The organism is Nocardiopsis changdeensis (genome assembly GCF_018316655.1).
Taxonomy (GTDB): Bacteria; Actinomycetota; Actinomycetes; order Streptosporangiales; family Streptosporangiaceae; genus Nocardiopsis; species Nocardiopsis changdeensis.
Window position 1 is genome coordinate 6,721,676 of record NZ_CP074133.1, and the last position, 17,485, is coordinate 6,739,160.

Genomic DNA, 17,485 nt, shown 5'->3' on the forward strand with positions numbered 1-17,485 from the left:
TCGCTTCCGACAGGCGCAGAGACTCCGAAGAAGGCCACTCCGCTTTGGAAAGAACCCGAACGCGCAGACGGCCCCGTGGTTACTGTGGAGTGATCTCGTTGCACCCCCAGGTGACGGAGGAACCCCTCGATGCGTTGTGGAAACTGCGGGCGGGACCGCGGCGCCCACCATGGGTCCTGTCAGTGCATCCCCTCGTGGGTATGGCGGGATCCGGAGATGGTGGACGCCGTCAGGGAACGTGACGCCCAGCGGGTGATCCGTTTTCTGCGCCGCCGAGTCAAGAACCTGTCCCAGGAAGCCCTGGCCAGGATGTGCGGGGTCGCCCAAAGCACCATCACGCGCGCTGAAGCAGGCAAAGGACTCAGCGACCGACGCAAGATCCACGAGGCTCTCCAGGGGCTCGGAGCCTTGGACCCGCTCCCAGCCGACGAAACACCTCGCTCCCTCGCCGAGCCCGAGCAGCCGACGCCCGCAAGCGGAAGCGGTGATGTCGACTGGAAGCAGGGCATCGCACTGCTGGAATCCCTCGTCAACCGGTACGACCTCCCCGACGACGGGCGGGTGCGGTCTCTCGGCCAGCTCCAGCGAGAAGTCAACAGCATCATTCGGTGCCGCCTGAACTCCCACTACAGCTGCCTGATGAAACGCCTCCCGGAGCTGCTCCCAGAGCTGAGCCGCTCCCTGTTGAGCCACCACGGGCAAGAACGTGCCCATGCGGCCCGCCTGCTGGTGCAGGCGTACCGGGCCGCCGACGCGATCGCCGACAAGTTCGGCCTCCACCACCTCTCAGCCCGCACCATCCAGGTGCTCCTGTGGGCAGCCGACCAGACCGGAGACGACGTCACACGGGCCGCCGCCACCTACGTACGCGGGGAGACCTTCTTCTGCTCCGGCGAGTACGAAGCCGGACGCCGCCTGCTCGAACGCGCAGCCGAGAACCTGACGCCCTCGGACGCGCGCTCATGGGCGGCCTACGGGTCCCTGCACATGCGCGCCGCCGTGTTCGCCGCGAGGGACCACAATCCCCGACAGGCCGCGCCCCACCTGGCACAAGCGCGCCTCGCCGCCGAGCACACCCGGGAGGCGGTCTACACCGGCACGGCTTTCGGTAGCGCCTCCGTGCGCATCCACCAGGTCACCCTGGCCCTGGAGTGCGAGGACCCCGACCAGGCGCTCCACGCGGCCGCAGGTTGGACCCCGCCCCTGGAGCTTCCCGCTGAGCGGGCTTCGCACTACTTCATCGACGTGGCCCGTGCCCACCACCTCCTCGGACGCCAGGAGGTGGCCTTGGCCAACCTTCGGGCCGCATGGCAGAGAGCCCCGGAGCACACACGGCTCAATCCCCACGTGCGGGCGTTGTCGGGGCTGCTGCTGTCGTCCAGCCGGGCCCAGGCGCAGGCTCGTGAGTTCGTCGCTCAGACCGGGGTCAGTCCCTTGCGGTGAGCAGGCCCGGCAGTTCCTTGATCGAGTCGATGACCCAGTCCGCGTGCGCGCGCACCTGGGGCTCGTCCGCCCACAGGTAGCCCCAGGGGCCGCGACGGATCAGCGCCGGCCGCAGCCCCGCTTCACGGGCGGGGAGAACGTCGTTGTCGCGGTGGTCGCCCACGTACACGATCTCCTGCGGTTCCCCGGGAGCCATGGCGATGACACGGTCGAAGAAGCCGGGGTCGGGTTTGGCCACCCCCCACTCCCCGGATGTGGCGATGCCATCGACGGGAAGGTCCAGCTGTCGGAGGAGCTCTCCGGCACGGGCGGTCTGATTTCCGGCGATCCCCACCCAGAGTCCGGCCTCCCGCAGGGCCTGTAGTCCGGGCCGAACGTCGGGGTACAGGTCCACGTCCTCGATGAGTTCCCCACGTCCCGCGTCCTCACGCCGTTGGCGCTCCTCGGCCAGGTCGAAGCCTGGACGGAAGTAGTCGAAGGTCTCCGCGTTGTTGCGCCCCTCGGCCGTCACAGCACCCAGGACGGCGGAGAAGGTGTGCAGGGGAACGTTCAGCCAGTCGGCCCATCGCGCCCACTCCCGGGTGTCGTCAATGAGGGTTTCTCCGACGTCGAACACCACTGAGCGAATCATGCTCTCCTGCTCTTTCCAGACCTGACGTGCACGGGACTCTCGGTGTTCAGCGTAGAACCAGCGGCCGATCAAGGCATCCGCACCCAAAGCCCTACATCCCCACGCACTGGCCATGCCGGGTTTTTCGAACACCGCGCATAAATCGAACGACGAGATTATGCGCGTGCGCATAGGTCGGTGTCCCGGTTCGCGCGACACTGCTGACTCCGGTCACCGTTCGCGGTACGAACCCCGCTGGGCGGCGGACCGGTCCCGGTCATCGCGATGGTGACAACCCCACGGAAAGGCGCACATGAGCAACAAGGCCAGTCTCACGACGTCCACCGACCACACGACGCAGCTCACCACCGCCGACCTCGGCAGGATCATGACTCTCACCCTGCCGCAGGTCGGCATGGACCGGATGACCATGCCCCGGGTGGAGGAGACGCTGTCCTGCTCCGCCCTGACCGCTCACTACTAGACCGACGAGTCCGTCCGCCTCAGAAAACGAAGGAGTCTTGAGTGAGTAACTGGGAACGGGTCACACTGCTCTTCGCCAACGGGGCGAGGACCCTGGCGCAGAAGGACGCCCTGTCGTTCGCCGATCTGCTGCGCGCGAACCGCTTTCCGCCGTCCATGTTCCAGGCCTACGAAGTACCCGGCGACGGGAGCCTGCGGCCCGTTCCCATCTCTCACACGCTCGACGCGATCCCCGAGACGAGCAACGTCATCCTGCAGTGCATGCGCAACACCGACGCCGACCTGATCCCGCCCGCCCTCACCACGTTCGCGCACACGGACCGCCCGGTCGCGGCCATGTACGACCTCAAGTACGCGGAGAAGGACGCCCTCCACGGCGTCCACCTCGTCGACGACGACCAGCTCCGCGAGATGGTCTTCGACAAGATCGCGGACTTCCTCCACGAACACCGCGTGGAGCTCCCGCTGGTCGCCGGGATCTCCGGTGGCGGCGACTCCAGCAGCATCGTGCAGGGTCTGCGCCGCTACGTCACGGCGCGAGGCCTCCCCGCAGACCAGGTGCTGTGCTTCACCGTGGTCCTGGACCCGCTCTGGCGGGGCTCGGCCGCCGAGCGGGCGCGAGAACTGTGTGAGGGGCACGGGTTCGGCCACCGCGTGCTCCACCCGGAGGACATCGCGGCCCTGCTGGGAATGAGCGCCACGCCCCAGGCCCTGTGGTCCGAGATCAGGTCCGCCTACGGGCCCGACTCCTCCCACTTCTTCGGGACCTGGCTCCTCAATCTCGTGGGTCGCGCGCTCAACAAGGAGATCGGTGGCTCCAGCCTGCTGATGGGCTACAACCGCGAGGACGTCATGGCCGAACTGCTGTTCTGCCTGATGAACGGACGCCGACCGCTCCCCTACCCCAAGCGCCGCACCGGCGAGGTGGACTGCTTCATGCCGGTGTGGGACGTGCCGAAGGTGCTGCTGGACTCGTGCTACCCGCAGGTGAGCGAGGTCAACTACTCCGAGCGGATCGACTCCACCGCGCCCCGGCGCTCCTCGATCTACTACCAGGCACACGCCCTGGACGCGATCGTGCCGCAGATGTCCCTGTCGCTGATGACGGGGGTGCGAACGCTCATGGACTCGCTCAACGGGTGGGAGGAACTGGAGGCCGTCGACGGGACACCGCTTCTGCACACCGGTCACGGCAGCTCCGAGGACCGCGCCGCGCTGGTGGAGCTCCTGGCCCGGCACTTCCCTGACTGGTCGGTCAGCGAACCTGACCCACAGTAGTCTGACGCCATCCCGGGAAGCCTGAAACCACAGCAGGAGTAAGCGTTCACATGGCCAAGTCAGCAGCCCCCTCCGGAACGAGGGACTTCCTCGCCGACGACCTGCGCCGCCGTAGGGCGGCGTTCGCCACCGTCAGCGACGTCTTCGAGCGCTACGGGTTCGACCCGCTGGAGACCCCCGCCTTCGAGCGGCTGGAGGTGCTGACCGGCAAGTACGGCGAAGAGGCCTCCCAGCTCCTGTTCAAGATCCTGCGTCGCGGGGTCCACGAGGCCTCCGGCAAGCCCGACCTGGCGCTGCGCTACGACCACACGGTTCCTCTGGCCCGGGTCATCGGCACCCACGGGGCGAAGCTTCCCAATCCCTACAAGCGCTACGCCATCGGCCCTGTATGGCGGGCCGACCGCCCGCAGGAGGGGCGGTTCCGGGAGTTCGTCCAGTGCGACATCGACACGGTGGGTTCGGCTTCCCCGTTGGCCGATGCCGAGGTGGTCCTGGCCCTGGCTGAGAGCTTGGACGCTCTGGGTGTGGAGCGGTTCCGCTTCCTCGTCAACAGCCGCGAAGCGCTCCGCGGTCTTCTGGAGGTCTACGGCGTCGCAGAGGAGAACGGTGACGGGGTCCTGGCCACTCTGGACAAGCTCGACAAGGTGGGCGTGGGTGCCGTCGCCAAGGAGCTGGTCGATGAGCGCGGCTTGGACGTGGCGAGTGCCGAACGCCTGGCCGAGGACGTCTCCTCGGACGACCAGGACCTGATCCGGTCCAAGCTCGCCACCAACGAGCGCGGCCAGCGCGGCCTCGACCAGATCGACAGCCTGCTGGAGTTGACCTCCAGCCTGGGCGACCGGGCCGTGTTCGCCCCGCGCATGGTGCGCGGGCTGGACTATTACACCGGTGCGATCTACGAGGTGGAAGCCGAAGGCTTCCCCGGGTCGATCGCGGCGGGTGGACGTTACGACGGTCTGGTCGCCTCGCTGGGCGGCCCGGACATGCCCGCCTGCGGGGGTTCCATCGGTATCGAGCGCATCCTGGCCCTCCAGGACGCCGGCGACGCTCCCGCAGTTGGGCTCGACGTCGCGATGACGGTGTTGGGCGGGCAGGCCGAGCTGATGAAACTGGCGAGCGAACTGCGCGCGCACGGTCTGCGGGTCGGCACCTACCTGGGCTCCTCCGGCAAACTCGGCAAGCAGCTGCAGTGGGCGAACGCTCAGAACGCGCGATACGCGGTGATCTTCGGCCCCGAGGAGCAGGAGTCCGGCGAGGTCACCCTCCGGGACATGGTCTCCGGCAATCAGAACCGCCTCTCCTTGGGGCAGGCCAGCGCCTACCTGCGGGAGCACCTCGAAAGGTGACCGATTGAGCGCACCCACCCCCGAACGCAACGCCCCGGCATCCGTCCGCCTCCAGGCTCAGGCGAGACCGCCGGGACTGCTCGAAGCGGCGGCAGCCAGGCTGGGCACCGGCCTCATCGAGGATCACCTGGTGGTGCGGGGATCTCGCCCGTCGGTAGGGGTTCCGACAACGCGTGGGACTTGGGTGCGTATCAGCTGGCATCCGCCGTCCAGGGTCTTCTCCCGCGAGTTCAGCGGGTTGGAGGCCTCGATGGCCGTGCTCGGCGTCCCCAAACCGTCGTTCATCCAGGCGGTGCACTGGATGAACGACGGCCTCGTCTGCCGTGCCGAGGAGATGACCCTCATACACGAGCCCACGGTCTCCACCGGTTACATCCTGGACAAGGCTCCCAAGCTGACCGAACAGTGGTGGGAGAACCTTTCCGCCGCGCTGGAGTACCTGGCTCGCACGGACACCGACCGTGTCTCCCTTGTCCAGGAGGACATCGACCGCTCCATCCGCGAAGCGTTCGGCATCTCGATCGACACAACTGTCTCTGATTGGGTGATCGGCCACGGGGATCTGCACTGGGCCAACCTCACCGCTCCCCGCCTGTTCCTCCTGGACTGGGACAGCTGGGGCATGATGCCCAGGGGTCTGGACGCTGCGAAACTGTGGGAGTCGGCGTTCCGTGTGCCCGACTTCGCTGAGGAGATCACGGAGCGCCTGGACCCCAGCCTCACGTGTCGAGACGGCAAGCTCAGCCTGCTGTGGGTCTGCGCGAACAGGATCCTCGGGGCCAGACGCCGAGGCAGGGCGACCGATCAGACCGAGCATGCCCACAGGACAGGAGAGTCACTGCTGGCAGAGCTGTCGTGATCACCATGGGCCAAACGCGCGTGATGGTAGCGCTCCGAAGGGAAACATCGTGAAGATCACGCTCTCCCCCATCGCCACCGTCATCGGGGGCCGACCCGAGGTCAGTGACGACTACTGGGGCGGTGTGCGGTCCGTCATCCGCCTCAACGAGGACCTCCCCTTGGACACGTTGAAGGGCCTGGAGGAATTCAGCCACCTCGAAGTCGTGTGGCACTTCAGCAAGGGCTCCGACGCCGATGTGCACCTCGGGGCACGCCACCCGCGCAACAACCCGGACTGGCCGGAGACGGGGACGTTCGTCCACCGCAACCACCGGCGCCCGGCCAGGATCGCGGTCTCCCACCCCCGCCTGCTGAGCGTCGAAGGCCGTGACCTGCACGTGGAGGACCTGGACGCGGTCGACGGCACCCCGGTCTACGACATCGCCCCGTGGTTCGCCGAGTTCGGCCCGCGCGGAGAGGTCAACCAGCCCTCCTGGCCCGGAGAAATGCTCAGCCGGTACTGGGAGAAGCGCTCAGACACGTAGCTGCGGCACCACGGCCGCCATCTGCCCAACAAATCTCTTTTCGGTTCTCAGAGCCCTGCTCACAAGGCATCACCAGCCCTTGCTAGCAGGGCTTTCGTCGTCCTCCACCGACCATGCCTTGGTGGATTCTTTACCTTCTGAGCGGCCTTTGAGTGCGCCGTGAGTCCGGCCTGAGTCCGGCGTGAAAGTGCTCTGAGCAGGGCGTTCGTCAAGGTGCGGGTGTCCGATGACCCGCACTGGCGAAAGGTCTGCTCATGGGCTCGCGCTCACCTCTGCACGTGGTCGAGAACGCCTTCCGGCACCTGGCCCCCACCCACCTGGTGCTGAACGGCGACCAGGTCCACCCCTGGCTCGAACCCCGCCCCTACCCGCTCACCGAGCTGCGCCGCATCCTGCTCACCGACGGCACGCCTTACGAGGTTCGCGACGAGGTCTGGCGGCACACCATCCGCGCCGCCCGCAGGTCCTCGGACTGGATGACCGGTGCCTTGGGCCTGTGCATGCCGGCCTTGCGGGCAGCGGCCTCCCGGGCCGGGCGAGGATTCAGCCCTGCTGACCGGTACGAGGTGGAGTCGGCGGTTGTGGCCGCGACCATCCAGCAGGTCCGGACCATCAACCTCTCGTACTGGCGGCTGGCCTGGTACCTGACCCGGCCCGCGCACCGGGCCGGGCTCTCCGCCCGCAAGCACGAAATGGACGCTCCGACGCCCTACGGAGGAGCACGCAACGAAAGCGACCCCGGCCTCGACACGCGCGGGAACTGCGACTTGGTGCTCATCGCCGCAGTGCGGGGTGGGGTCATCACCGCTTCCGAGGCCGATCTCATCGCCTCCACCCGGTTGGAAGACAACGTGCTCGCCGATGTGGCCCAGCGGTTGGGGGTCTCCTACAAGGCCGCGGCCAAACGGCGTGAGCGCGCTGAGAAGCGTCTGGCCAAAGCCATCCGGTCCGGTGATGTGCAAGCCTCCACGGCTCTGGACACCGAACCGACCGCCTCCTCCCCTGCCGGGGTCGTGGTCCCGCTGCTGTCGAAAGTCGCCGCTCTTCCCGTGTCGCATTCGCGCCTTCGTCCCGCTTCCTGAAAGGCGTCACTGCGAAGAAGGGAGGGGAACGTATGCGTTCACCGGCGCAGAAGGTCTGGTGGGGGCTGGCTCTGGTGGGAGCCGTCGGGTTGCTGGTCACCGGGGATGTCTCGTGGGCCTGGGCACAGACCCGGGAGGGCGCCGAGCAGGAGGCCTCGGCGCTGCTCCAGATCGTGGACCGGGTGCAGCTGATCCTCATCGTGCTCGGCACGGCCCTGGGCACGCTGTTCCTGACGATCGCCGGGGTGCGGTGGATGGTGGCGGGCGGGGAACCGGGTTCGATCGATTCGGCCAAGCGGGCGCTGACCGGGACCGCCATCGGCTACGGCATCGCGGTCCTGGCCAGCACGCTCATGCAGATCCTGGACTGGGTGCTCGCCGCACAGACCGGGGGCGGCCAGTGACCTCGCCCCTGCCCGGTGGGCGGTCGCCCGCGGACCTGGAGATCAGCGACGACCCGCTACCGCCTCCGTCCGACGACCCGCCACCGGAAGAACCCGAACCCGCACCCGAGGCCGAGCCGGAGATCACCGATGACCCGCTGCCACCGCCGGAGGACCCCGAGGGTGGGGAGCCTCCGGTGGTGGAGCCGGAGCCGGTGGAGTTGGAGGTCGACGACGCCGTCTTCGACTGCGACCTGATCGACGCCGGGTGCCACGTCTCGAACTGGTTCGCCGACTTCGCCGTCAGCGGGTTGAACCCCGCGCTGGGGTGGCTGGCGTCCAAGGCGTTCCACACCCCCGTCCCCACCGAGGGCATGCAAGGGCTGCACGCCGGGATCCTGGGCGTGTCCAACACCCTGTTCGTGCTGCTGGTGGTGGCGGGCGGTCTGATCGCGATGGGCCACCAGACCGTACAGATGCGCTACTCGGCCGCCGACATCCTGCCCCGCATCGTGTGGGGGTTCGTCGCGGCGAACGTCTCGCTGTGGATCTCCACCGAGATGATCACCGTCTCCAACCAGGTCTCGGCCGCGATCGGCGCCCAGTCCATCGACCCCCGGGAGGCGGCCGAGAACTTCCGCGACCGGCTCGACGCCCTGGTCGCCGAAGCCCTGATCTTCACCGTGCTGTTGGTGGTGGTCGTGGTGGTGCTGTTCGTGGTGTGGATGATCACCGAGGCGGTGCGCATCTGCATGGCCATCGTCCTGGTCATCGGCGCCCCGATCCTGTTGATCTTCCACGCCCTGCCGCAGACCAACCGGATCGCGGAGATGTGGTGGCGGTGCATGGCGGGCCTGTGCGCCATCCCCGTTGGGCAGGCGGTCGTGTTCATGTCCCTGGCGAAGCTGTTCTTCGAGGGGCAGATGACCTTCGCCGATATCAACCACACCCCCTCCGCCGACGGGGACGAGGTGGGGGACGGCGACTGGTTGATGCAGCTCATGCTGCTGCTGGTGCTGATCTACACCCAGATCCGGATCGGGTCGTGGGTGATGCGCCTGGTGTGGCAGCCCAATCCCGGCACCTCGCCGATCGCGAGCCTGTTGAAGAACATCGCGTGGATGCTCGCCTTCCGCAGCGTCAGCGGCCTGCGCCTACCGCGGACCGCAAGCAATCTGCCCGGTCTGGGGGTGCGCTGGCCCAGACGGACACCGGCCCCGTCGGGCAGGCCGCTGCCGCGCCACACCCCGACCCCGCCGAGCGGGTTGCAGCCGTTGCAGCCGCAGACCTGGTGGTACCGGCCCCGCCACGACCCACCCGACCCGGCCGGGGCGCTCGGCGCGGGCCGCCCGGGGCTGCCCGGCCCCGGCGGGACCACCGGGCCGTGGCCGGCCGGTCCGGGAGCACCTCCCGGTGGCGGCGGCCCCGGCACACCGGGAGGCCCCGGCACATCAGGCGGTCTCGGTCGCCCGTTCGCCCTGCCCGGCCAGCGCCCGCTGCCCTCACCCGGGGCGCCGCGCGGCCTGCCCGGAGTTCCGCCACGTCGTGCTCTGGAGGAGGGACGCATGCCCGGATCACCCAAGACGGGTCAGCAGGTGCTGTTCCCGCGCCCGGCCGCACCGGCCGTGCGGCCGCAACCGGCTCCGCCCACGATGGCTCCGCGGCGGCGGTGGCGGCAGCTGGTGCTGCCCACGCCCCCGCCGGTGCGGGTGCCCGGCAGGCGCGCCCCTGAACGCCTGGGATGGGTCGGGCCCCGTCCCCGGGCGACGGAGGGGCTGCGGCACCTGCCGTCGATGCCCGCCCTGTCCTGGGACAAGCGCCCCCAGGTGAAGGGGCAGATCCCGCTGTTCTCCAGCCCCAGGCGGGTGTGGAAGCAATACGGGCTCTTCCCGCCCCCGAGGCCGGGAGCAAGGCGGGACGACTCGTGACGGCACCACCGATGACAAGGAGGAATGCTCATGGCCTCGGATGAGAAAACGGTGTGGAGGAGCCGTATACCGGCCGACATCGACCGGCCCGAACCGATTCTGTTCGGTCTGACCGCGCGGCAGTGCCTGCTCCTGGCCCCGGCTCTGGCCGGAGCCTGGGGAATCTACCTGCTCCTGCGCGACCACCTCCCGTGGTGGGCGATCGTGGCCGCCCTGGTCCCCGCCCTTGGGGTCGTCATCGCCCTCGCGCTGGGCGAGAAAGGCGGCCAAGGGCTGGAGAAGCTGGTTGCCCAGGCGATGCGGTGGGTTGCTGCCCCCAAACACCTGGTGGCCGCGCCGTCGGGTCAGGTTCCTGCCCGGCCGCGGTGGGCGCCCAGGGTACGGCGAACGCCCCGTATAGAGCCGCTGCGGCTGCCCGCCTCAGCGATCACCCCGGAGGGCGTGATCGACCTGGGTAGGCGGTGCGCGGTGGTCATCGCCTGCACCACCGTCCCCTTCCAGCTCTCCTCCGCGCGCGAACGCGGCCAGGTGCTGGCGGCGTTCGCCGGAGTTCTGGACGCTCTCACCGAACCGGTGCAGCTCGTCGTGCAGCGCCGCACCGCCGACCTCACGGCCCTGGCCGAGATGATCCGCGCGCACGCCGCTCACCTGCCGTACCCGGCCTTGGCCGATGCCGCCGTGGGCCATGCCGAATTCCTGGACGGGCTGGCCGCGACGCATGAGCTGTCCCACCAGCAGGTCCTGGTCGTGGTCACCGCCACCGGGTCCGCCCGACGGGCCAGGGCGGCTCTGGGACGCACGGCCCGAGACACCGCCGGGCGGCTCTCGGCGATCGGGGTGCGCGCCCAGGTGTTGGACGGACAAGACGCCGAGCAGGTGCTGCGCGTGTCGATGGCCTCTCCCGAAGCACCCCTGACCCACGCCCCGGACGCAGGAGACCTGTGGATGGACCCGACCAACGACGCGCACGAACAGGAGCGGTGATGATTCTTCGCAAGCTACGGGAACGTTCGGGCTCTCCCGAGCTGGGCGGTCCGGCGATCCACGTCGGCTCCCGTCACCTGCGGGTGGGCGGCGGAGTGTGTCAGACCCTGTTGGTGATCGGTTATCCGCGCGACGTGAGCGCCGGGTGGGCCGAGCCGCTGTTCTCCTATCCCGGCCAGCTCGACATCTCCTTCCACCTGGACCCGGTACCGGCGCCGACCGCCGCCCAGCAGTTGCGCAGGCGCCGGGCGAGGCTGGAGTCGGCACACCGCACCAGCACCGCACAGGGGCGGGTGGAGGACCCGCACCAGGTGACGGCGGCAATGGACGCCGCCGAGATCGCCGACCGCATCGCCACCGGCCAAGGCAGGTTGTTCCGAGTGGGGGTGTACATCACGGTGCACGCCCCCACCCTGGAGATGCTGGACGGGCACGTTCAGCAGGTGCGGGCCCTGTGCTCCTCCCTGCTCATGGACGTCACCCCCGCCATGTTCCGGGCCGTGGAGGGGTGGATCTCCACACTGCCGCTGGGCACCGACGCGGTGGGGACGGCCCGGTCGATGGACACCGACGCCGTCGCCAGCATGCTGCCGTTCTCCTCCCCCGAGCTGGTCGCGGACCTGGGCGAGACGACGGTGGTCTACGGCATCAACACACACTCCTCCGGCCTGGTGGCCTGGGACCGGTTCTACGGCGACTTGGACAACCACAACTCGGTGATCCTCGCCCGCAGCGGGGCGGGCAAGTCCTACCTGGCGAAGCTGGAGGTGGTGCGGTCGTTGATGGTGGGGGTGGAGGTCACCGTCATCGACCCCGAAGGCGAGTACACGCGGCTGGCCGACGCCGTGGGCGGCACCGTGCTGCGGCTCGGTTCCCCCGGACAGCCGGGGCTGAACCCCTTCTCCCTCCCTCCGGCGACAGAGGATGAGCAGGGGTTCACCACCCGGGCGCTGTTCCTGCACACGCTCATCGGCGCGATGGTCGGCGACCTCTCAACGACCGACAGGACGGTCCTGGACCGGGCCATCGTCACCACCTACGCCCAGGCCGGAATCACCCGTGACCCGGCCACCTGGAACCGGGCCGCGCCCGTGCTCGGGGACCTGGCCGCGGTGCTGGAAGAGCTGGCCACCGCACCGGACACCGAGGAGGGCTTCGCCCGCGCGGCTCAGGACCTGGTCGGACGGCTGGAGCCTTTCACCCAGGGCTCCCACGCCGACCTGTTCAACGGCCCTTCCGACAGCACCGTCGGCGGGCACCTAACCGTGGTCTCGCTGCGGGACCTGCCCGACGAGATGCGCCCGGTCGGGGTCCTGGTGGCTCTGGACGCCATCTGGCGGCATGTCACCACGCGCGCCGAGGCCCGGCCTCGCATGGTCGTGGTGGACGAGGCCTGGCTGCTGCTCCAAGACCCCGCAGCAGCCCGCTACCTGGCGCGCCTGGCCAAAGCGGGCCGCAAACACTGGGTCGGGCTGACCGTCATCACCCAGGACGTCGGCGACGTGCTCGGCAGTGCGCTGGGGAAGGTCGTGATCGCCAACGCGGCCACGCAGATCCTGTTGAAACAGGCTCCGCAGAACCTCGACATGGCCCGGGAGGCGTTCCAGCTCTCCGACGGGGAGTCCCACCTGGTCGGTACCGCGCCGCGAGGCAGCGCGCTGCTGGTCGCCGGCCACCAGCGCGTCGGTTTCCACCCGGTGGCCTCACCGGCCGAGCACCGGCTGATCACCTCCGACCCCGCCGAGCTGGCCGCCCTGCGCGCAGAAGAAGAGGACCCGTACGGCGGTGTCCCGGAACCGCCGGATTCCGAAGCGAAGGCCACCGGCGGGCAGGAGGTGGACGGTTGATGGTGTCGTTCCTGCTCAACGGCGGGTTCTTTCTCGTCCTCGGCATGATCCCGTTGATCGGTGCGCTGGTGTGCGCGGTCGTACTCGGGGTGCGGCTGGCCCGTCATCACCACCTGTCCCGGCAGGCACGGACGGTGGAGATCCTTCCTCCGCCCGAGGCCACCATGGAGGACGCGATCGCGTTCTGGCAGCACGTGATGGGCCTGCTCAAACCCGGTTGGTCCCGATGGCTGCTCCAGCCCCACATCGCCCTGGAGATCCTGGCCTCCACCGCCGGAGTCCGCTTCCAGCTGTGGGTCCCCGGGACGGTACCGCCGGGAACGGTCGAACGCGCCGTCACCTCAGCCTGGCCCGGTGCCACCACCTCCACCCGGCAGGCGGCCCCCGGCTCGTCCTCTCTGCTGCTCGGGGCGTACAGCACGGGTGGTCGTCTCCGGCTGGGGCGGGCGGAGGTGTTCCCGCTGCGCACACGCTTCGACGCCGACCCCTACCGCCCGCTCCTGGGCGCGATGGGGGACCTGGCCGAAGGCGAACACGCGATGGTGCGCATCACCGCCCGGCCGGTCACGGGCCTGCGTGCGGCTCGGGCCCGCCAGGCGGCAGCCCGCCTGCACGGACACACTGCGGCAGCGGCACAGCTCATCGACGCCCTGGACCCCACCCTGACCGGGCATCGCTCCCGTCCGCCCCTGCTGCCGGGGACCGGCGACGATGTGCGCGCGATCCTCAACAAGGCCTCCAGCTCACGCCTGGCCTGCGGGATCACCTACATCCTCACCACCACCCATGCCGGAGAAGAGGCGAAGGAGCGTCTGCGAGGACTGGCGCACGGGGTGGGATCGGCGTTCGCGGCCTTCACCTCCGGCAGCAACCACCTGGATCGCGGGTACATGTTCCGCACCGCCTGGTGGGCGGTGCACCGCTTCCTCGGCCACGGGCTCCTGCTGTCCACCGCCGAGCTGGCCGCCATCGCGCACCTGCCCACCGACATATCCGTTCCCGGGTTGGTCCGCGCCGGGGCCCGTCCGGCCGCACCGACCCCGGCGGTGCCCCGCGGGGGCGAGGGCACCAAGGTGATCGGGGACAGCGATGTCGTGCCCGACCGCCCGGTCGCGGTGGGCGTGGCCGAAGGACGCCAGCACACCCACATCCTCGGCAAAACGGGCTCGGGGAAGTCGACGCTGCTGGCGCGCCTGGTGCTCCAGGACGCCGTGGCGGGTCGGGCCGCCCTGGTCATCGACCCGCGCGGCGACCTGATCACCGACGTCCTGGCCCGTCTGCCCGAAAGCGCCGTCGGCAAGGTGGTGCTGTTCGATCCCGACGACAGCAGCCCTCCGCCCCGGCTCAACTTCCTGGAAGGCGGAGATCCGGATTTCGTGTCCGACACCGTGGTGGGGATCTTCCGCCGCATCTATGACCAGTACTGGGGGCCCAGGACCGACGACATCCTGCGCGCGACCACCCTCACTCTGACCCGGGCCGGTGACCCGAATCTGACCCTGGGGGACATTCCGCGCCTGCTCGCCGACGACGGGATCCGCGCCCAGGTCCTGGCCAAGGTCACCGAGAACACGGGACGGGACCCGGCTCTGGAGGACTTCTGGGGCTGGTACGCGGGGCTGACGGTGTCCGCGCGCAGCTCGGTCACCGGGCCGATCCTGAACAAGCTCCGCAGTGCCCTGCTGCGCAAGTGGGTGCGCCAGGTGGTGGCCTCGGGGGCGTCCACCGTCCACCTCCCCACGCTGTTCGACAGCGGCCACCTGGTGCTGCTCCGGCTGCCGAAGGGGCGACTGGGAGAGGACACCTCAAGCCTCATCGGGTCGTTCGCGCTGGCCGCGACCTGGCAGGCGGTGACCGCTCGCATCCGCACTCCGGAGCACCGGCGCAAGGACCTGTCCGCCTACATCGACGAGGCGCAGAACTTCCTCAACCTGCCCGGCAGTCTGGAGGACATGCTCGCCGAGGCCCGCGGCTACCGGCTCGGCCTCACCCTCGCCCACCAGGAGCTCGGCCAGCTCCCCGGCGATCTGCGCAAGGCGCTGTCCGCGAACGCGCGCACGAAGATCTACTTCTCCGCCTCTCCCGACGACGCCGCCAGTCTCCAGCAGCACACGCTGCCCGTACTGGGGGCCTACGACCTGACCCATCTGGGCGCCTACCAGGCCGTCGTGCGCCCGTTGGTGGGGGCCAAGGAACAGGGGGCGCTGACGGTCCTGACCCGGCCTCTCCCCCCTGGTGTCAAGGGCCGGGCCACGAAGGTGCGAACGGTGGCGCGGCGGCACGGCCCGGGGGCGGCGGCAGGTTCCGATCGTAAGGGGAACGCAGATGACTGAACCCGCCAACTACACCGTCGCCTCCCTGACCACCCGGATCACCCCTCGGGACCTCGCTGTCCTGTGCGGTGTCTATGAGCACCAGACCCTGGACACCCACCAGATCGCCCGGGTGTGCTTTCACGACACGCACCCGCGCCGAGCGCGGCGACGGCTGCTGATCCTGCACCGGTACGGGGTCCTGGACCGGTTCCGGCGGTACACGCCCAAGGGCAAACTTCCCGACTACTGGGTGCTGACACCCCTGGGCGCCGAGCTGGTCTCCTACCACCAGGGCACCGACACCGCGGCTCGGGCGGTCTTCCCCGACCAGGCGGTGCGGCTCATGTACTCCCCGCAGATTCATCATGTGCAGGGGCTGGCGGAGTGCTTCGTGCGTTTCTCGGAAGCGGCCAGGTCGGGGCCCGGTGAGCTGGCTCGGTGGTTCGGTGAGGCGGAGTGCGCACGTCGGTGGGGTCAGTACATCCGCCCGGACGCGTACGTGCGGTGGCGGCAGAACGGCCTGAACCTGCGGGCCTTCGTCGAGTACGACACCGGAAGCGAGTCTCTGGCCACGGTCTGCCGCAAGATGCGGGGTTACCAGGCACTGTCCCACTACACCGAGCGGCCCTCGCTCGTGCTCTTCATCGTCCACTCAGGGCAGCGGGAGACCAATCTCGTGAAAAAGCTGGTGGACGTCGTTTCCGAGGAGGCGAACGCCTATGTCACCACGCACGCCAGGGTGGCCTCGCCCGGACCGGACCAGCGCGTGTGGCGGGCGCCGAGCGCTGCGGACCGGGTGCGGCTCGTCGACCTCATGCCCAAGCTGGGGGAGGCCGAGTGATCCGGCTGGTCGCCGGCGCTCTCGGCGGGTTCTTCCTGTTCCCCGCGGTGTTCATCAGTGCAGTCGTCGGAAGCGGTCAGAGCAGCAGGGTTCCGCTGGAGGTGGACGGCATTCCGCCGATCGTTCTGACCGCGTACGTCCGGGCCGCCCTACGACTCGAAGAGGAGTACAGCGGTTGTCGCGGGATGTCCTGGCCGGTCCTCGCGGGGATCGGTGAGGTCGAGTCCGGGCACGTGGCCGACCGGCAGATATCCCCGGACGGCGAGGTCTCGCCGCCCTTCACCGGGCCGCTGTTGGACGGCTCCGGGGTCGGGGGCAACACCACCCGGCATGCCGACTCGGACGGCGGCCGGTGGGACGGGGAGACCGAGTTCGAGCGGGCGGTGGGGCCGATGCAGTTTCTGCCCGCCACCTGGGCCTCGCACGGGCTGGACGCGTCCGGGGACGGTATCGCGGACCCGCACAACGTCTTCGACGCCGCCTGGAGCGCTGCGGTCTACCTGTGCGTGAGCAACCCGGAGGCCGGAGGGGTCGACTTCACCGATGCCGACGACCTCGAAGCCGCGCTGCTGCGCTACAACCGGAGCGGCTCCTACGTGAGCGATGTGCGGGAGCACATCGAACGCTTCACGGCGTTGGCCGCCAGTGTCCCCACCGAGGTTCCCGTCGGAGCAGCAGGGGGCAGCGGAGAATCGGGCGCCGTGGCGGCGGCGTGGGCGCTACAGCAGGTCGGCAAGCCCTACCTGTGGGGCGGGACCGGGCCGGGGGCGTTCGACTGCTCGGGCCTGGTCATGCGGGCGTGGGAGGCGGCCGGGGTGGCAATCCCCCGAGTGACGACAGACCAGGTGAACGCCGGGACGCGGGTGGGGCTCGGTGAGCTGCGGCCTGGCGATCTGCTGTTCTACGACACCGGAGCGCCCGGGGGTTCTCCGTCGCACGTGACCATGTACGTCGGCGGCGGTCAGATGGTGAACTCCCCGAGAAGCGGACAGGTGATCCGTGTCGAGCCGGTCGACGGCCCGTACTACAGCAGCGTGTTCGTCGCCGCTGTGCGCCCGGGGTGACCGCGAACCGCTTTCAGGCGAAAAACGAAACAGGCCACATATGAAGCCTGAAAGCACGTGATTTCCCTTTTGGGAAATTTCCCAAATTCCGCATTGATCCTTCTCGCGAGAATGGTGCACCATCGCAGTCGGCCCGGCCGCGCCACCGCGCGCGAACGGGAAACGGGGAGGTCCGCCCGCTGGACCACGAAACCTCCACCAACGCCCGATAACGACCAGTTCGACACCGGGAGACGAAGGAGCACCCAAGGGAAGCGCAGCCCCGGACTTCCACATCCGGGGCCAATGACACCCGTGTGCGCCTGGCATCCGAACACCCGGAAGAGAAACCGCCTCGGGCGGCGCTCCAACGCCGCCCGAGGCACGGCCTCCCACCTGAGACAGCAGGAGAGAGAACCATGACCCATCGTACGGGCAGGCACCGCAGGCGACAGCGGCCGCTTTCACACCTCCGACACCTGATCGAGGCAACGTGGAGCGCCTTCTGGAAGACCCC

Annotated in this window: 15 protein-coding genes; 14 read left to right on the forward strand and 1 reads right to left on the reverse strand. The window is 69.3% G+C overall.

All coding sequences use genetic code 11. The features are described 5' to 3' along the window. The first annotated feature begins 216 nt into the window (after positions 1 to 216). Positions 217 to 1,443, forward strand: coding sequence for a helix-turn-helix domain-containing protein (locus KGD84_RS30180; RefSeq protein ID WP_255646877.1), 1,227 nt, complete (start codon positions 217 to 219; stop codon positions 1,441 to 1,443). Here the strand turns inward: KGD84_RS30180 and KGD84_RS30185 are convergent. Then, on the reverse strand, positions 1,427 to 2,074 hold the full coding sequence (locus tag KGD84_RS30185) for an HAD family hydrolase (protein ID WP_255646878.1): 648 nt from the start codon (positions 2,072 to 2,074) through the stop codon (positions 1,427 to 1,429). The genes KGD84_RS30180 and KGD84_RS30185 overlap by 17 nt on opposite strands. A gap of 292 nt (positions 2,075 to 2,366) precedes the next feature. Between KGD84_RS30185 and KGD84_RS30190 the strand changes: the two genes are divergently transcribed. The 13 genes from KGD84_RS30190 to KGD84_RS30250 all read left to right on the forward strand — a co-directional run bounded on the left by KGD84_RS30190 (position 2,367) and on the right by KGD84_RS30250 (position 16,989). Further along, on the forward strand, positions 2,367 to 2,537 hold the full coding sequence (locus KGD84_RS30190) for a hypothetical protein (protein WP_220563703.1): 171 nt from the start codon (positions 2,367 to 2,369) through the stop codon (positions 2,535 to 2,537). A gap of 41 nt (positions 2,538 to 2,578) precedes the next feature. Then, positions 2,579 to 3,814, forward strand: coding sequence for a hypothetical protein (locus KGD84_RS30195; protein WP_220563704.1), 1,236 nt, complete (start codon positions 2,579 to 2,581; stop codon positions 3,812 to 3,814). Between the two features lie 50 nt (positions 3,815 to 3,864). Further along, on the forward strand, positions 3,865 to 5,160 hold the full coding sequence (gene hisS / locus KGD84_RS30200; protein WP_220563705.1) for a histidine--tRNA ligase: 1,296 nt from the start codon (positions 3,865 to 3,867) through the stop codon (positions 5,158 to 5,160). Between the two features lie 4 nt (positions 5,161 to 5,164). Next, positions 5,165 to 6,019 (forward strand): hypothetical protein, encoded by an 855-nt coding sequence (locus KGD84_RS30205; RefSeq protein WP_255646879.1) that lies wholly within the window; start codon positions 5,165 to 5,167, stop codon positions 6,017 to 6,019. Positions 6,020 to 6,068: 49 nt separating this feature from the next. Beyond that, complete coding sequence (locus tag KGD84_RS30210; RefSeq protein ID WP_255646880.1) at positions 6,069 to 6,545, forward strand: TrmO family methyltransferase domain-containing protein; 477 nt, start codon at positions 6,069 to 6,071, stop codon at positions 6,543 to 6,545. A gap of 278 nt (positions 6,546 to 6,823) precedes the next feature. Then, positions 6,824 to 7,627, forward strand: a complete 804-nt coding sequence (locus tag KGD84_RS30215) for a sigma-70 family RNA polymerase sigma factor (protein WP_220563707.1) — start codon at positions 6,824 to 6,826, stop codon at positions 7,625 to 7,627. 32 nt (positions 7,628 to 7,659) lie between these two features. Continuing rightward, positions 7,660 to 8,031: a hypothetical protein gene (locus KGD84_RS30220; RefSeq protein WP_220563708.1), complete on the forward strand. Its 372-nt coding sequence runs from the start codon at positions 7,660 to 7,662 to the stop codon at positions 8,029 to 8,031. Next, the gene (locus KGD84_RS30225) at positions 8,028 to 9,938 is read left to right on the forward strand and encodes a TrbL/VirB6 family protein (protein WP_220563709.1); all 1,911 of its coding nucleotides are present in this window, start codon (positions 8,028 to 8,030) and stop codon (positions 9,936 to 9,938) included. Before KGD84_RS30220 ends, KGD84_RS30225 begins: the two co-directional genes overlap by 4 nt. Before the next feature lie 30 nt (positions 9,939 to 9,968). Continuing rightward, positions 9,969 to 10,922, forward strand: a complete 954-nt coding sequence (locus KGD84_RS30230; protein ID WP_220563710.1) for a PrgI family protein — start codon at positions 9,969 to 9,971, stop codon at positions 10,920 to 10,922. Between the two features lie 113 nt (positions 10,923 to 11,035). Next, positions 11,036 to 12,769 (forward strand): VirB4 family type IV secretion system protein, encoded by a 1,734-nt coding sequence (locus tag KGD84_RS30235; protein WP_260697170.1) that lies wholly within the window; start codon positions 11,036 to 11,038, stop codon positions 12,767 to 12,769. Further along, positions 12,769 to 15,102 (forward strand): type IV secretory system conjugative DNA transfer family protein, encoded by a 2,334-nt coding sequence (locus tag KGD84_RS30240; RefSeq protein WP_220563712.1) that lies wholly within the window; start codon positions 12,769 to 12,771, stop codon positions 15,100 to 15,102. Before KGD84_RS30235 ends, KGD84_RS30240 begins: the two co-directional genes overlap by 1 nt. After that, positions 15,095 to 15,925 carry a replication-relaxation family protein gene (locus KGD84_RS30245; protein WP_220563713.1) on the forward strand — a complete coding sequence of 277 codons (831 nt, stop codon included), beginning with the start codon at positions 15,095 to 15,097 and terminating at the stop codon, positions 15,923 to 15,925. The genes KGD84_RS30240 and KGD84_RS30245 overlap by 8 nt, the downstream gene beginning before the upstream one ends. Continuing rightward, entirely contained in the window at positions 15,922 to 16,989 is a 1,068-nt protein-coding gene (locus KGD84_RS30250) for a C40 family peptidase (RefSeq protein ID WP_255646882.1), read from the forward strand. The genes KGD84_RS30245 and KGD84_RS30250 overlap by 4 nt, the downstream gene beginning before the upstream one ends. Positions 16,990 to 17,485: the final 496 nt, after the last annotated feature.

Bases quoted from the DNA above. Each gene is read 5' to 3' on its own strand.
- KGD84_RS30185 (WP_255646878.1), bottom strand. From the start codon at position 2,074: ATGATTCGCTCAGTGGTGTTCGACGTCGGAGAAACCCTCATTGACGAC.
- KGD84_RS30190 (WP_220563703.1), top strand. From the start codon at position 2,367: ATGAGCAACAAGGCCAGTCTCACGACGTCCACCGACCACACGACGCAG.
- hisS (WP_220563705.1), top strand. From the start codon at position 3,865: ATGGCCAAGTCAGCAGCCCCCTCCGGAACGAGGGACTTCCTCGCCGAC.
- KGD84_RS30220 (WP_220563708.1), top strand. From the start codon at position 7,660: ATGCGTTCACCGGCGCAGAAGGTCTGGTGGGGGCTGGCTCTGGTGGGA.
- KGD84_RS30180 (WP_255646877.1), top strand. From the start codon at position 217: ATGGTGGACGCCGTCAGGGAACGTGACGCCCAGCGGGTGATCCGTTTT.
- KGD84_RS30240 (WP_220563712.1), top strand. From the start codon at position 12,769: ATGGTGTCGTTCCTGCTCAACGGCGGGTTCTTTCTCGTCCTCGGCATG.
- KGD84_RS30245 (WP_220563713.1), top strand. From the start codon at position 15,095: ATGACTGAACCCGCCAACTACACCGTCGCCTCCCTGACCACCCGGATC.
- KGD84_RS30230 (WP_220563710.1), top strand. From the start codon at position 9,969: ATGGCCTCGGATGAGAAAACGGTGTGGAGGAGCCGTATACCGGCCGAC.